The sequence below is a fragment of the Donghicola eburneus genome, assembly GCF_900115865.1.
Taxonomy (GTDB): Bacteria; Pseudomonadota; Alphaproteobacteria; order Rhodobacterales; family Rhodobacteraceae; genus Donghicola; species Donghicola eburneus.
The window spans coordinates 193,990-208,486 of the sequence record NZ_FOXY01000005.1; the positions used below are offsets into that span (position 1 = coordinate 193,990).

Below are 14,497 nucleotides of genomic sequence, written 5' to 3' on the forward strand. Positions count from 1 at the left end.
AATTTCGAAGAATTTTCGAAAATCAGGCGCGTTTGAGCCGCGCGGCGCGCCCGCCACGGCGCTGTTTGTGTAGGTCTGCGCGCGCCGGAAGTTCGCCCATAATCTGGCGGCGCACTTCGGGTGTCATCCGTGACCAAGCGCCGATTTCATCCAGCGAACGCAAGCAGCCGGTGCACAGTTTGGTTTCTGGGTGAATCACACAGATTTTGACGCAGGGACTTTCGATTTCGTCCCGTTTCCAGATGTCGTCGGTCAATCCGCTCTCCCAAGATGGCCAAGGCGATCCAGCGCGCCCTGAAGGATGTAACTGGCCGCCACGTGGTCGATCACCTCGGCGCGGCGGCGGCGGGACGTGTCAGCCTCGAGTAGCGCGCGCTCGGCGGCCACTGTGGACAAGCGTTCGTCCCAGAATGTGATCGGCAAGTTGGTCAGTTTTGTTAGGTTGCGCGCAAAGGCGCGGGTTTTTTGGCAGCGTGGGCCTTCGGTGCCATCCATGTTGCGCGGCAGCCCCAGCACGATGCCAGAGATATTGCGCTTGTTCAGAATGGCCAGCAATGCTTCTGCATCGACACCGAACTTCTTGCGGCGGATGGTTTCCAGCGGGGTCGCCACGCCACGGAAAGTGTCCGAAACGGCAACACCGATGGTTTTGTCCCCGAAATCCAGTCCCGCCAAGGCAGTCATGGGCGGGCAGGCGCCGGCAAATTCCGCGATGTTTTCGTAGATCACTGTGCGACCCCTGCTTGCTCTGCGGCGGCGCGGATGGCGGCCAGTTCATCGGGGCGTTCGGCGAAACGGCCTTGGGCTTCGGCCCAGATGGCGGCGGCGCGGTCCTGTTCACCAAGAACACCATAAGCATTGATCAGGCGCGCCCATTCGGGGGCGGTCCCGCCCTCGGTAGCAAGGCGCTCTGACAGGTTGGCGACCATGCCGCGGATCATGTTTTGACGATCTTCGTCAGAGAGTTCGGCGGCGTTCTGCATATCCTCTGCGCTGGGGCCGGGCAGCATTGGCCCGTCAGCAACGGGGGGCAGGGTGTATTCGACACCAGCACGCATAGCGATTTCTTCGATCTGCGCGCGAATTGGCGGAATCCACGCCGCATCGTCGGGCCCCTGACGCAGCAGGCTGCGCCAAATGCCAAAGGCCTGATCAGGGCGATCGTTCTGGGTCAGCATCAGGCCCCAGTAATACAGAGCGGTGCCGTTCTTGGGATCGCGAGACAGGGCTTGCTTCAGAGCGGTTTCAGCCTCGGGACTGACGTAGCCGCCGGCGGCAAGGATCAGGACGTCCGCATAATCCGCGTAGTCGGTCGCGGTTGCCTCGTCGCCCTTGATCTCTAGAACGCGGGCTTGTGCAGCGTGGGCGCGGGCAAAGTTGCCCAAGACAGCTTCGTTGCGCACGAGCAGGGCTTGGCCTTGCAGATCGTCGGGGCGCTGCTCGACTGCGGCGCGCAATTTTTCGACCAGTTCCAGATATTTGGGGTCGCGGTCGGGGTTCGGCATTGGCGGCAGTTCCGCCTCGGCCTGCGCCTGAGTAGGACGATCTGCGCGGCGCTCTTCGGCCATCTCGATCCGGTCTTTCAGCGCCAGATCACCATATCCAAACGCGCCATAGTGGTTGTACATCCACCAAGCGCCCCCCAGCAGAAAGACGCCGACGATCGCCGCCATGGCCAAAGTCGCGGATTTTGGCTGGCCCGCTCCGGACTGTTGTTCCTGCAATTTGGCATCGGCTGCAAGAATCCGGCGTCCAATTTCGGCTTTCAGGCGCTCGACCTCTTCGGGGGCGATCACGCCGCGCGCAGAATCGCGCTCCACCTCGGCCATCTGGTCGCGATAGACCTTCAGGTCATAGGCCGCAGGGGGTTCAGCGCCCGCCTTGCCTCGGATGAGTGCCAGAACGAGCAGCGCCGCAACCATTGCAGCCAGGCCGAGTGTGATGATCCAGAATGTCATGTCGTCTCCCAAGTCTGACCGCTATTTAGGCAGGAATGGCTCTTGGAAAAAGTCAAAATCGCGCCATAACCATGGTATGTCGCAGGCCGCCACGGCCTCATGTCGCATCCAGTCGGTATTGTGACGCTGAGAGAGGCGGTCCAGAATTGCGACAGGTCCATGACGGATCATGAACTGACACACCTACGGATTCGAGTCTGATGAAACGCTATTCCGTCTTCGCGGTTGCCCGAGAGGCACAACGTTATCATAGTGGCTGGGAGCGCGCATGGCGTTCGCCCGAGCCCAAAAAATCCTACGATGTCATCATCGTAGGCGCGGGCGGCCACGGTTTGGCGACGGCCTATTACCTGGGCAAGAATTTTGGCATCACAAACGTTGCCATCATCGAGAAGGGATGGCTTGGCGGCGGCAACACCGGCCGGAACACCACCATCATCCGCTCGAACTACCTGCAGGATCCGTCCGCCGCGATCTATGAAAAGGCGCGCGACCTGTACGAGACTTTGTCGCAGGACTTGAACTACAACGTCATGTTTAGCCCGCGTGGTGTCATCATGCTGGCCCAGACCCATCACGAGGTCCGCGGCTATCAGCGCACCGCTCATGCCAACGCGCTGCAGGGCGTGAAGACCGAATTCATTGGCCCCGAAAAGGTCAAAGAAATCGTGCCGATCATCAACATTGACGGCCCGCGCTACCCTGTTCTGGGTGGTCTCTTGCAGAAACGCGGCGGTACCGCGCGTCACGATGCTGTGGCGTGGGGCTATGCGCGTGCGTGCTCTGACATGGGCATGGATATTATCCAGAAATGCGAAGTGACCGGCGTGCGCCGCGTGGCCGGCCGTGTGGTCGGGGTCGAGACGACCAAGGGCTCTATCGACTGTAACAAGCTTGGCATTGTGGTCGCGGGTCACTCGGGCGTTCTGGCCGATATGGCGGGCTTCCGTCTGCCGATTGAATCGGCGGCGCTGCAGGCTCTGGTTTCCGAACCCATCAAACCCTGCATGGACGTGGTCGTTATGGCGAACACCGTTCACGGTTACATGTCTCAGTCCGACAAGGGCGAGATGGTGATCGGCGGGGGCACCGACAGCTTCAACAACTACACCCAGCGCGGCAGCTTCCACCACATCGAGGAAACCGTGCGCGCTCTGGTCGAAACATTCCCGATGATCAGCCGCCTGAAGATGCTGCGTCAGTGGGGCGGGATCGTGGACATGACCGGCGACCGCTCGCCCATCATTTCGAAAACGCCACTGGAAAACTGCTTTATCAACTGCGGTTGGGGCACAGGTGGCTTCAAGGCGATCCCCGGCTCCGGTTGGGCGATGGCAGAGCTGATGGCCAAGGGCTACTCGCCGCTGGCAAACGAATTCTCCGTGGACCGCTTCAAAGAAGGCCGCTTCATCGACGAATCCGTGGCTGCTGGTGTGGCGCACTAAGATGCGGAACCTTTTTCGCATATCCGGCGTTTGCTGTGTAACTGACCATTACACAGGAGCGAAATCATGGCTGCCCACGACAGCAACACCGGAACAGGCAACAGCTCGAACAGCGTTCTCGCGTTCATCGTCGGCGCGCTCGTCGTCGCAGTCGTTGTCCTTGGTTTCGCGCTGTATAGCGGTATGGATTTCGGCCAAGACGACGACATCAGCATCAGTATCGAAGGCGCAGGCCCCGCAGCTGAACAGGCTGGCGAAGCGCTCGAAGGCGCGGCCAACGCCGTTGATGACGCAGCCGAAGACGTTACCGGCCAATAACACCGACTTGCCTTTCGGCCGGTCGTTCAAAGATCGAATGGCCGAAGCATACCGTCGCCGCACCCCGCTTTCCGACTTACCTCAGGGGGGCGGCGACATTTATTCCCGAACAATTCGCACAGCCGCTCCGCAGCACGTTTCTCGTGCCCTGCGGTCTTTCTCGTGCGCAATTCCCACCTCTTTCCGTGCAAAAGGATTGGCCTCATGCTGACACTCCAGTGCCCCTATTGCGGCGTCATGGCCGAGGAAACCGAACTCTCCGCTGGCGGCGAGGCCCATCTGAAACGTTTCGGACCGGGCTCGTCTGACGCGGATTTCGAAACCTACATGTTCATGCGCGAAAACCCCAAAGGCGTGCATTTCGAACGCTGGCGCCACGCGAACGGCTGCGGCAAGTGGTTCCACGCCGCCCGCTGCACCGTCACGCTCGAGGTCTTTGGCACCTACACCGCCCAAACCTCGGTGCCGCCCGCAGAATTGCTCGAGACCATCCGCGCAGCGCGCCCCGGCTTTAAGTGGAGAGAGTTCGAATGACCTTTCTGCTTTGCGTAAATACTCAAATCCCCCCGTTCTCCGGCAAAAGCGAGGTCTGAGAGAATGAGCACCCGACTTTCCAAGGCAGGCCGTTTGGTCGACACCTCGAAATCTGTCGCGTTCACGTTTAACGGCAAGAAGATGCAGGGCCACGCGGGCGATACGCTGGCATCTGCGCTGCTGGCCAACGACCAGATGATGGTCGGCCGGTCGTTCAAGTACCACCGTCCCCGCGGGATCGTGGCCTCGGGCGCCGAAGAGCCGAACGCTCTGGTGAACCTCGGCTCTGGCAACACGTTCGAGCCGAACCAGCGCACCACCACGACCGAACTCTTTGACGGTCTGTCCGCGACCAGCCAGAACCACTGGCCATCGCTCGATTTCGACATCGGCGCGGTGAATGGTTTGTTCGCGAACTACCTGACTGCTGGCTTCTACTACAAGATGTTCATCCACCCGCGTCCGCTGTGGAAATACGTCTACGAGCCCTTCATCCGCCAGTCCGCGGGTCTGGGTAAGGCGCCCAAGGACACCGACGGCGACCGCTACGAGCACTTCTATGCTTATGTCGATGTTGCTGTGATCGGCGGCGGTGTGGCAGGCCTTCAGGCGGCTTTGGCCGCTGGCGAAGCTGGTGCCAAGGTTCTGCTGATGGAACAGACCGCGCATTTTGGTGGCCGCGCTCCTGTAGACGGCGGCACGATCGATGGCATCGAAGCCGAGACATGGATCGCTGGCGCTCTGGCCCGTCTGGACGAGATGCCCAACGTCACTGTTCGTCGCCGCATGATGGGGGTAGGGGTCTATGACCACGGCTACCTGTTGGGCTACGAGCGGGTCAAAGACCACGCGCCCGAGCTGGACGCCCCCCGTCACCGTTTGTGGCGCATCCGCGCCAAGCAGATCGTGACTGCGACTGGTGCGATTGAACGCCCCATCAGCTTTGCGGGCAACGACATCCCCGGTGTCATGCTGGCAAGCGCTGTCCGTGACTACGCGGTCAACTACGGTGTCGCCGTGGGTCAGAAAACCGTGGTCGTCACTAACAATGACGATGGCTACCGCACCGCGCTCAAGCTCAAAGAGCTGGGTGTCGACGTGCCCGCGGTCATTGATGCCCGTGAAGACGGCGCAGGCGCTCTGGCCGATGCAGCCCGCAAGGCTGGCATTCGCGTCGAGCCCGGCAAGGCGATCGCCAAAGTCAAAGGTGGCAAGCGCGTCGAAGGCGTTGAACTCTGCCGGATGCAGGGCAACGGCGGCGCTGTGATTGAAACGATCAAGTGTGACGCGGTTGCCATGTCCGGCGGTTGGTCGCCTGTTGTGCACCTGTGGTCGCACTGCGGTGGCAAGCTGGTTTGGGACGAGGTCGAAAGCCACTTCAAACCCGATCCCGACCGCGCGCCCACCAACCAAGAGGGCAAACCGTTCGTGATCACCGCAGGCAGTGCCTCTGGCCCACTCGGCCTTGGCGAAGTTCTGTCCGACGCGGATGCCGCAGGCAAGAAGGCTGCCGAAGCTGCTGGCTTCAGCGCCGCCTCGACTCCCGCTCCGGTAGGTGACGCGCGCGACGAAAAGCCGATGCAGCCTGTGTGGATGATGCCCTCGGACGCAGTCTATAACCTGCGCATGAAGATGTGGCTGGACTACCAGAACGACGTCAAAGTGTCGGACGTCCAGCTGGCTGCCCGCGAAGGCTACGAGAGCGTGGAGCACACCAAGCGTTACACTACGCTGGGTATGGCGACAGATCAGGGAAAACTCAGCAACATCAACGGATTGGCGATCCTTGCTGATACATTGGATGCAGAGATTCCGCAGGTGGGCACCACCACCTTCCGTCCGCCGTACACCCCCATCTCGATGGGTTCGATCGGTGGCGAGGCACGCGGCGAAATCTTCCAGCCGATCCGTCACACCCCGATCCAGCAGTGGCACATCGACAACGGCGCCTACATGGAGCCCGTCGGCCATTGGCGTCGTCCCTATACCTTCCCCCGTGGGTCCGAGACTCACGAGCAGGCAGTGAACCGCGAGATCACCAACACCCGCACCAATGTGGGTCTGCTGGATGCCTCGACACTGGGTAAGATCATCGTCAAGGGGCCCGATGCGGCCAAGTTCCTCGACCTCATGTATACCAACATGATGAGCACTCTGAAGCCGGGCAAATGCCGCTACGGCCTGATGTGCAACGAGAACGGCTTCCTGATGGACGACGGCGTTGTGGCTCGTTTGGACGAGGAAACCTTCCTTGTGCACACCACCTCTGGCGGCGCGGCGCACACCCATGCCCACATGGAAGAGTGGTTGCAGACCGAGTGGTGGGACATGAAAGTCTACACCGCCGATGTCACCGAACAGTACGCACAGATTGCTGTTGTAGGCCCCAAAGCCCGCAAAGTTCTGGAAAAGCTGGGTGGCATGGACGTGTCCAAAGACGCGCTCAAGTTCATGGAGTGGACCCAAGGCAAGCTGGGTGGCTTTGATGCCCGCATCTTCCGCATCTCGTTCTCGGGTGAACTGTCCTACGAGATCGCGGTGCCTGCAAGCCAAGGTCGCGCCTTCTGGGATGCGCTGATGGAAGCTGGCGAAGAGCATGGCGTCATGCCCTACGGTACCGAATGTCTGCACGTCATGCGCGCCGAGAAGGGCTTTATCATGATCGGGGACGAAACCGATGGCACCGTGATCCCGCAGGATCTGGGGCTGAATTGGGCGATCTCGAAAAAGAAAGAGGACTTCATCGGCAAACGCGGTCAGCAGCGCACCTTCCTTGCCTCCGAAGATCGGTGGCGTCTGGTGGGTCTGGAAACCGTCGATGGCAGCGTGCTGCCCGATGGCGCCTACGCTGTGGTCCACGGCCACAACGAGAACGGCCAGCGCACCATGATCGGACGCGTGACCTCGACCTACTACTCGCCCACCTTGGGCCGCGGCATCGCGATGGGTCTGGTCAAGCACGGACCCGAGCGTATGGGCGAACTGGTAGAATTCGCGAAAACTGACGGCTCGACCGTTATGGCGAAAATCGTTGACCCTGTCTGGTACGACAAAGAAGGGGAAAAGCAGAATGTCTGAAGCAATCAGCGTATTGGCCGGCGCGAACACCGAAGGGTTCTGCCGCGTCTCTGAACTGGGCCTGCATGGCATGATCACCGTCCGCGGTGATCTGTCGAACGCCGATCTGGCCAAAGCGCTCTGCGCGGTGGCGGGCGTCGACGCGCTGCCAGAGGTCCGCAAGATGGTTGGCGGTCTGGAAGGGGGCATCGCATGGATGTCGCCGGACGAACTGATGGTGTTCGTGCCCTATGCCCAAGTTGTCGACAAAGTGGACGAGTTGAACAGCACTCTTGCTGGCTCGCACTTCTTGGCCGTGAACGTGTCGGACGCCCGCGCAGTGTTTGGCATCGACGGGGCAGGGGCACGCGAAGTGATCGCCAAGGTCGCCCCCGTGGACATGTCCCCCGAGGCCTTCACCACTGGTGATCTGCGCCGTACCCGTATCGCTCAGGTCGCGGCCGCGTTCTGGATGGCCGGTGACGACAGCTTCCGCCTGATCTGCTTCCGCTCGGTTGGGGATTACGCCTTTAAACTGCTGAGCGTTTCGGCAGCCAAGGGCGGCGAAGTCGGCTACTTCTAAGATCTATTTTGGACGAGACAGACAAACCCTGCCCGAGAGATTGGGCAGGGTTTTCTTATGCGTAGGTCCAATGTGACGGGGTGCACAGAATATCTGATGATTTTCCGCAGGATATGCGGAACAACAGAGCCATCAGACCGTTTGTTTGACGACTCTCTGGTGGGAAATTCAAACTCAGGCTTGACGTGAGGCCTGTGTCGGATCACCTAAGAGGCATATTAATTTCACACGAATTCAAGGGGGCTACTATGGCTTTCGAACTTCCCGCACTTCCCTACGCCCACGACGCTCTGGCAGATCTGGGCATGTCGAAGGAAACGCTGGAGTTTCACCACGACATCCACCACAAGGCCTACGTCGACAACGGCAACAAGCTGATCGACGGCACCGAGTGGGCGGACAAGTCGCTGGAAGAGATCATCAAAGGCACCTACAACGCGGACGCAGTTGCCCAGAACGGCATCTTCAACAACGCGTCGCAGCACTGGAACCACATGCAGTTCTGGGAAATGATGGGCCCCAAAGGCGACGCAATGCCGTCGGAGCTGGAAGCCCGCATCGTTGACGCGTTCGGCTCGGTCGACAAATTCAAAGAAGACTTCTCGGCAGCTGGCGCGGGCCAGTTCGGTTCGGGTTGGGCATGGCTGGTCGTCGACACCGATGGCACCCTGAAGGTCACCAAAACCGAGAACGGCGTGAACCCCGTCTGCTTCGGCCAGACTGCACTGCTGGGTTGCGACGTGTGGGAGCACAGCTACTACATCGACTTCCGCAACAAGCGTCCCGCGTACCTGACCAACTTCCTCGAGAAACTGGTCAACTGGGAAAACGTGGCAGAGCGCCTGTCGAAAGCCTAAGGCTTTCCCGCGCAACGCGAATTTCTGGACGCCCTGCGGTTTTCCGCGGGGCGTTTTCTTTTGGGGGAACTTTTAGGCGCCTCTTGCGTTTTCTTAATGAAATCAATGCACAGGAGGATGTTATGGCCGAACGCGTCAGATCGAAAGACGGCAGCCGAGACACCGATAAGGTGATGGGCGCTGAGGGAGAGATGGATCAGCAGGGACGACAGGGCGGCAACTTGCAGCGCGACATTGGCACCCGCGACGAGCTGAAGCGCGCGACCGAGCGTCCCGCAGGCGACACCCGCGTGACCAAAGCAGACGAAAAGGAGGACAGCTAATGACTAAGTTGAAAAACGGCGCATGGGTTTTGATCGCAGACGGCGAAAAGGCCTTGTTCCTCCGCAACGATCTTGATGCGCAGGACCTCGATCTGAATGTGGTGCGGATCGAAGAACAGGAAAACCCATCGGATCGCGAGCAATCCGCAAACCGTCCTGGCCGCATGCACGACGGTGGTCCCGGCCAAAAGTCGGCGGTCGATGACACCGATTGGCACGAACTGGCCAAAGAGCGCTTTGCCAGTGATATGGCCGACATTTTGTACAAACAGGCGCACAAGGGCAAATTCGACGAGATTGTCGTTGTCGCGCCCCCGCAGACCTTGGGCGAACTGCGCAAGGAAATGCACCAAGAGGTCAGTGACAAAGTGATTGCCGAAATCCCCAAAACCCTGACCAACCACCCGATCGACAAGATCGAAGAGTTGATCAAACAGGAATTGGCGGCCTGATCCCGCGTCGCGCCCCCACCTACAGGGGGCGCAAACGCATCTGCACCTTTGCACAGGTGCATCCGCTTGACACCATTGCAATCTGCGCGGCAGAGGCGCAGACATCTGGCAGACGACCCCAAGGAGCCTGCCATGACCCAGACCGTTCGCGGCATCCTAGCGATGATTTCGGCCTGTGTGGTGTGGGGGCTGTCTTCGATCTTCTACAAGCTTTTGTCGGATGTTCCGCCGCTGACCATCCTCGCGCACCGGACCCTGTGGTCGGCGGTGTTCTTTGCGCTGGTTCTGTCCGTACAGGGCCGCTTTGCGCAGTTGCCTGCCGCGCTTGGTAATCGCCGAACGCTGCTGGTCATCGCGGGGGCGTCGCTGACGATCTCGCTCAACTGGTTTTTCTTTATTTATTCGGTCAACACGGGCCACGCGACCCAAGCCAGCTTGGGCTACTACATCTTTCCGCTGGTCGCGGTTCTGCTTGGGCGCATCTTTTTTGCCGAGAGCCTGAACGGATGGCAGATGGTCGCTGTGGCGCTGGCTGCGGGGGCGGTGTCCTTGCTGACATGGGGGCTTGGCGTGGCTCCGTGGATTTCGTTGATCCTTGCCTTTAGTTTTGGCTTTTATGGGGTGCTCAAGAAGCTTCTCAGCATCGGACCTGTCGTCAGTGTGACGGCAGAGGTTGTGCTGCTGATCCCGATCTCGCTGACGGTTCTTTGGATCGGCGGCACGCATATGGACAGCCCGTACCAGACCGCGCTTCTGCTGTTCTCGGGCCCGCTGACGGGTTTCCCGCTGATCCTGTTCAGCTATGCCAGCCGCCGCATTCCGATGGCGACGGTTGGCATTCTGCAGTACCTGAACCCGACCCTGCAATTTCTGGTCGCGGTCCTGTTGTTCAAAGAGCCCTTTGGCATCTGGTACGCCATAGCCTTTGGGATGATCTGGACGGCGCTGGCGATTTACTCGACCGCAGGGGCGCGGGCGGCCTCGCGCAGACGCAAGACCGCGTCCTCGACCGTGTCCACCACCGTCACGAATTCCAGCATCGACGCGCCGGCGAAACCCTGATCCACCACGTGCTGCAGCAGGTCCACCAAGGGGCCCCAGTAGCCGTCGGTGTTCACCAGAATAATGGGCCGTGCGTGCAGCTCCAGTTGCCGCCATGTGAGCACTTCAAAAAACTCGTCCAGAGACCCCGCGCCGCCCGGCAGAACGACCACGGCGTCCGAGTTCATGAACATCACTTTCTTACGCTCGTGCATGTTTTCCGTGACGATGAACTGGGACAGATCACGCTTGCCGACTTCCCATTTCATCAGGTGCTCGGGGATCACGCCAAAGGTCTGCGCCCCTGCGGTTTGGGCGCTGCGGGCGACCACGCCCATCAGGCCAACGTCGCCAGCACCGTACACCAACCGCCAATTTTCAGCGGCGATGGCGCGGCCCATCGCGTCGGCAGCGCTTTCAAATGCGGGGTTTTTGCCTGAACGTGCGCCGCAAAAGACACAAACGGAAAACAAGGACATGGGTGGCTCTCCTTCGGCGGGAATTCGCCTAGACCCCGTTTAAGCGGGTTGGTATCCTCGATCAATACGTCGTGATGGCTTCGACAAGCGGGGAAACCACAGAAAAATGACCAATACACGCACAATTCTGATGGGTTTTGGCACCGGTGTGGTCTTTGCGACGCTGGCGATTTTCTTCTTTGCAGATGAGATGGACGTGCCTGCGTTCCTTGATGGGGAAGCAGGTGATGCGCAATCGGCTGAAATGGCCGCGGATGAGTCTCAAGTTGAGCTTACAGAGCTCGCCGCACAGACCGCTTCAACAGCTGAAAGTGCAGAGGCTCCGGTGGTCGCAGCCTTGCCCGAGCCAGAGGTCAGCGCCGCACCCGAAGCCATGGAAGAGGCGACCGCAACGGCGGAAAGCGCCGATGTCACGACCCCTGCAACAGAACCCTCTGACCCCGCGCTCCAGTTTGATCTGGTGCGGGTCGAGCCCAACGGCAGCACGTTGGTTGCTGGACGCGCACCTGCCGGTCTGCAACTGGCCATTCTGGTGGACGGCGCGCGCGTTGCGACAGCGGATGCGGGGGCAGACGGCAAGTTTGTCAGCTTCCTTGATCTGCCGCCCGCACCGCGCCCCCGCGTGCTGACACTGGCCCATCGGGACGGTGACACCAACGGCACCCAAGGGAACCAGCGCGTTATCCTCGCGCCTGTGTCCTTGCCCGCGCCGGCCGAAGAGGATGCTGCGCAAGGCGTCGCGGCCTTGCCCGTGCCCGAGGCGGAGAGTAGCGCGCCCGAACAGCCCGAACTCGAAACAGCGATGACCGCGCCCGACGCGCCCGCAGCACCAGCGCCCCTGCCGATCGCGTCTGACGCGCCCGGCGCGCCGACTGTTCTGCTGGCCGATGACAAAGGGATGCGCGTGCTGCAACCGGGCGGCTCGGCCCCCGAGGTGATGGAGCAGGTGGCTCTGGACGTGATCAGCTACGACGCCGAAGGCGACGTGAACCTTGCCGGTCGCAGCACCGGAGCCGGTCATGTGCGGGTCTATGTGGACAACGAGCCTGTGATCACCAGCGCTATTGACGATAACGGCAGCTGGCGCGTCCAACTGCCCGAGATCGACAGTGGGAACTATACTCTGCGCGTGGATGAGATTGCCGAGGATGGCTCTGTCGCCTCTCGTCTGGAAACGCCTTTCCGACGCGAGAGCGAGGATGTGCTGGCCGATGCGCCTCGCGATGCGAGCGGCGCTGTGACCGCGACTGTCGTGCCCGGATCGACTTTGTGGGCCATTGCGGCGGATACCTATGGCGAGGGCGTGCTGTATGTGCGTGTCTTTGAAGCGAACCGCGACAAAATCCGTAACCCCGACCTGATCTACCCCGGTCAAATCTTTGATTTGCCACGGGACTAACGGGCAAGCACTGGCCAAGGGCAGGGGGCTGACCTATTCTCTGCCCCAGACTTAGAGCGGAGCCCGAATGCCCCCCGAAACCCAGACCGATCCGACCGCCGCCGAAGAACGTAGCGGCGGCTGGCGCGTGTTGCGCCGCGTTGCCCCATATCTTTGGCCCAAGGAGCCCAAATGGATCCGCGTCCGCGTGGTTCTGGCGTTGCTGTCGCTCTTGGTTGCCAAGCTGGTCGCGACCGCGTCGCCCTATATGTACAAGCTGGCCGTGGACACCCTGTCGCCGGATGGCGAAATTCCGGATATCGCGGGCTTTGCCTTGGGCGCGGTGGCGCTGACAGTGATCTACGCGACGGCGCGGTTCCTGACCGTCTCGTTGCAGCAGTTGCGTGATGTGTTCTTTGCCCCTGTCGGGCAGAGGGCGGTGCGCAAACTGGCCCACGAAACCTTTCGCCACATCCACAACCTGTCCCTGCGCTATCACCTGACGCGCAAGACCGGCGGGCTGTCGCGGATCATCGAGCGGGGCATCAAGGGCGTCGAGTTCCTGCTGCGCTTTACCCTTTTGTCGATCGGCCCGCTGACCATCGAACTGCTGCTGATTTCGATCTGGCTGATGGTTCTGTTTGATGTGTGGTATCTGCTGATCGTGCTGGGGACCGTGGTGGCCTATACCACCTTTACCTTTGTCGTGACCGAGTGGCGCGTGAAGCTGCGCCGCCAAATGAACAAAGAGGACACGACCGCCAACCAGAAGGCGATCGACAGTCTGCTGAACTTCGAAACTGTCAAATATTTCAACGCCGAAGAGCGCGAAGCGACACGATACGATGAAAGCATGGCGGGCTACCAGAAGGCCGCGCTCAAGACGAGCTATTCGCTGGCCTTTCTGAACTCTGGGCAGTCCTTCTTCATCTCTGTCGGTTTGGCAGCGGTGATGATCTTGGCCGCTTTGGGCGTACAGCGGGGCGATCTGACCGTGGGGGATTTCGTCATGGTGAACGCCTATATGGTCCAGATCACCAGCCCGCTCGGATTCCTTGGGACCGTGTACCGCGAAATCCGTCAGAGCCTTGTGGACATGGCAGAGATGTTCAACCTGCTGGATCAGCCGTCCGAGGTCACCGACAAGCCCGACGCCAAAGAGCTGAAAGTCACCCGCGGCGAGATCACGCTGGACGACGTGCGGTTTTCTTATGATCCAGAGCGTGAGGTGCTGAAGGGCGTGTCTTTGACCATCAGCGCGGGGCAGACCGTCGCGATTGTGGGCCCGTCGGGCTCTGGCAAGTCGACGATCAGCCGTTTGTTGTTTCGGTTCTACGACGTGAGCGGTGGCGCCATCAGGATTGACGGGCAAGACCTGCGCGATGTGACTCAAGCCAGCCTTCACGCCGCGATCGGCGTGGTGCCGCAGGACACGGTGCTGTTCAACGACACCATCCGTTACAACATCGCCTACGGTCGCGATGGCGCCTCGGAGGCTGAGATTGTCGAAGCCGCCAAAGCCGCGCAGATCCACGAATTCATCCTGCGCTTGCCTGACGGGTATGACACGCAGGTGGGTGAGCGGGGCCTAAAACTATCTGGCGGTGAAAAGCAGCGCGTCGGCATTGCGCGGACCCTGCTCAAGAACCCGCCGATCCTGATGCTGGACGAGGCGACAAGTGCGCTCGACACCGAGACCGAGCGCGGTATCCAAGAGGCTCTGGTGCACGCGGCCCAAGGGCGGACCGTGCTGACAATCGCGCACCGTCTGTCCACGATTGCAGATGCGGATTTGATCGTGGTTCTGCAAGATGGCGAGATCGTCGAGCGCGGGACCCAAAATGACCTCTTGGCCCAAGATGGGCGTTACGCCAGCCTCTGGCGCCGCCAAGCCGCCGAGGCACAAGACGCGGCCTGACGCGGGCACATCTCCGGTGAAATTAGGGCGGTCCTTTTCGGATCGCCCTTTTTGTTGGCTTTCGCCCACAGGTTGCGGCAATCAGCGCAACTCGAGGGAAATTCTACCATAGGGTGTTTGCGCAGAACGCAGTAAACTGTCCGCGTATTTTTAG

The 14,497-nt window shown here is 60.5% G+C and carries 15 protein-coding genes; 11 read left to right on the plus strand and 4 right to left on the minus strand.

What is annotated here, in order from left to right:
* Positions 1–22 precede the first annotated feature (22 nt).
* The 3 genes from BM225_RS10720 to ccmI are packed head-to-tail and all read right to left on the minus strand — an operon-like array spanning position 23 to position 1,958.
* Complete coding sequence (locus tag BM225_RS10720; protein ID WP_072706642.1) at positions 23–256, minus strand: DUF1289 domain-containing protein; 234 nt, start codon at positions 254–256, stop codon at positions 23–25.
* Positions 253–729, minus strand: coding sequence for a Holliday junction resolvase RuvX (ruvX, locus tag BM225_RS10725; protein WP_072706641.1), 477 nt, complete (start codon positions 727–729; stop codon positions 253–255). Before ruvX ends, BM225_RS10720 begins: the two co-directional genes overlap by 4 nt.
* Positions 726–1,958, minus strand: a complete 1,233-nt coding sequence (ccmI, locus tag BM225_RS10730; protein WP_072706640.1) for a c-type cytochrome biogenesis protein CcmI — start codon at positions 1,956–1,958, stop codon at positions 726–728. Before ccmI ends, ruvX begins: the two co-directional genes overlap by 4 nt.
* Positions 1,959–2,158: 200 nt before the next feature.
* On the opposite strand from ccmI, the gene BM225_RS10735 reads away from it, so the two are divergent.
* From BM225_RS10735 to rarD, 9 genes are all read left to right on the plus strand, one after another.
* Positions 2,159–3,403: a sarcosine oxidase subunit beta family protein gene (locus BM225_RS10735; RefSeq protein ID WP_072706639.1), complete on the plus strand. Its 1,245-nt coding sequence runs from the start codon at positions 2,159–2,161 to the stop codon at positions 3,401–3,403.
* 66 nt (positions 3,404–3,469) lie between these two features.
* Positions 3,470–3,721, plus strand: coding sequence for a hypothetical protein (locus BM225_RS10740; RefSeq protein WP_072706638.1), 252 nt, complete (start codon positions 3,470–3,472; stop codon positions 3,719–3,721).
* A 204-nt stretch (positions 3,722–3,925) separates the two neighbouring features.
* Complete coding sequence (locus BM225_RS10745; protein WP_072706637.1) at positions 3,926–4,255, plus strand: sarcosine oxidase subunit delta; 330 nt, start codon at positions 3,926–3,928, stop codon at positions 4,253–4,255.
* A gap of 63 nt (positions 4,256–4,318) precedes the next feature.
* Positions 4,319–7,333, plus strand: coding sequence for a sarcosine oxidase subunit alpha family protein (locus tag BM225_RS10750; RefSeq protein WP_092464357.1), 3,015 nt, complete (start codon positions 4,319–4,321; stop codon positions 7,331–7,333).
* Positions 7,326–7,895: a sarcosine oxidase subunit gamma gene (locus BM225_RS10755; RefSeq protein ID WP_072706635.1), complete on the plus strand. Its 570-nt coding sequence runs from the start codon at positions 7,326–7,328 to the stop codon at positions 7,893–7,895. Before BM225_RS10750 ends, BM225_RS10755 begins: the two co-directional genes overlap by 8 nt.
* Positions 7,896–8,143: 248 nt before the next feature.
* The gene (locus BM225_RS10760) at positions 8,144–8,752 is read left to right on the plus strand and encodes a superoxide dismutase (RefSeq protein ID WP_072706634.1); all 609 of its coding nucleotides are present in this window, start codon (positions 8,144–8,146) and stop codon (positions 8,750–8,752) included.
* A gap of 122 nt (positions 8,753–8,874) precedes the next feature.
* A complete protein-coding gene (locus BM225_RS10765; protein ID WP_072706633.1) occupies positions 8,875–9,075 on the plus strand; it encodes a hypothetical protein in 201 nt (66 codons plus the stop codon).
* On the plus strand, positions 9,075–9,527 hold the full coding sequence (locus tag BM225_RS10770; RefSeq protein WP_072706632.1) for a host attachment family protein: 453 nt from the start codon (positions 9,075–9,077) through the stop codon (positions 9,525–9,527). The genes BM225_RS10765 and BM225_RS10770 overlap by 1 nt, the downstream gene beginning before the upstream one ends.
* A gap of 132 nt (positions 9,528–9,659) precedes the next feature.
* Positions 9,660–10,589, plus strand: coding sequence for an EamA family transporter RarD (gene rarD / locus BM225_RS10775; RefSeq protein WP_072706631.1), 930 nt, complete (start codon positions 9,660–9,662; stop codon positions 10,587–10,589).
* Here rarD and BM225_RS10780 read toward each other — a convergent pair.
* Positions 10,481–11,047, minus strand: coding sequence for an LOG family protein (locus tag BM225_RS10780; RefSeq protein ID WP_072706630.1), 567 nt, complete (start codon positions 11,045–11,047; stop codon positions 10,481–10,483). The genes rarD and BM225_RS10780 overlap by 109 nt on opposite strands.
* Before the next feature lie 106 nt (positions 11,048–11,153).
* Between BM225_RS10780 and BM225_RS10785 the strand changes: the two genes are divergently transcribed.
* Together BM225_RS10785 and BM225_RS10790 are read left to right on the plus strand one after the other, a co-directional pair.
* Complete coding sequence (locus BM225_RS10785) at positions 11,154–12,446, plus strand: LysM peptidoglycan-binding domain-containing protein (RefSeq protein WP_072706629.1); 1,293 nt, start codon at positions 11,154–11,156, stop codon at positions 12,444–12,446.
* A gap of 67 nt (positions 12,447–12,513) precedes the next feature.
* Complete coding sequence (locus BM225_RS10790) at positions 12,514–14,343, plus strand: ABCB family ABC transporter ATP-binding protein/permease (RefSeq protein WP_092464359.1); 1,830 nt, start codon at positions 12,514–12,516, stop codon at positions 14,341–14,343.
* The last annotated feature ends 154 nt before the right edge of the window (positions 14,344–14,497 follow it).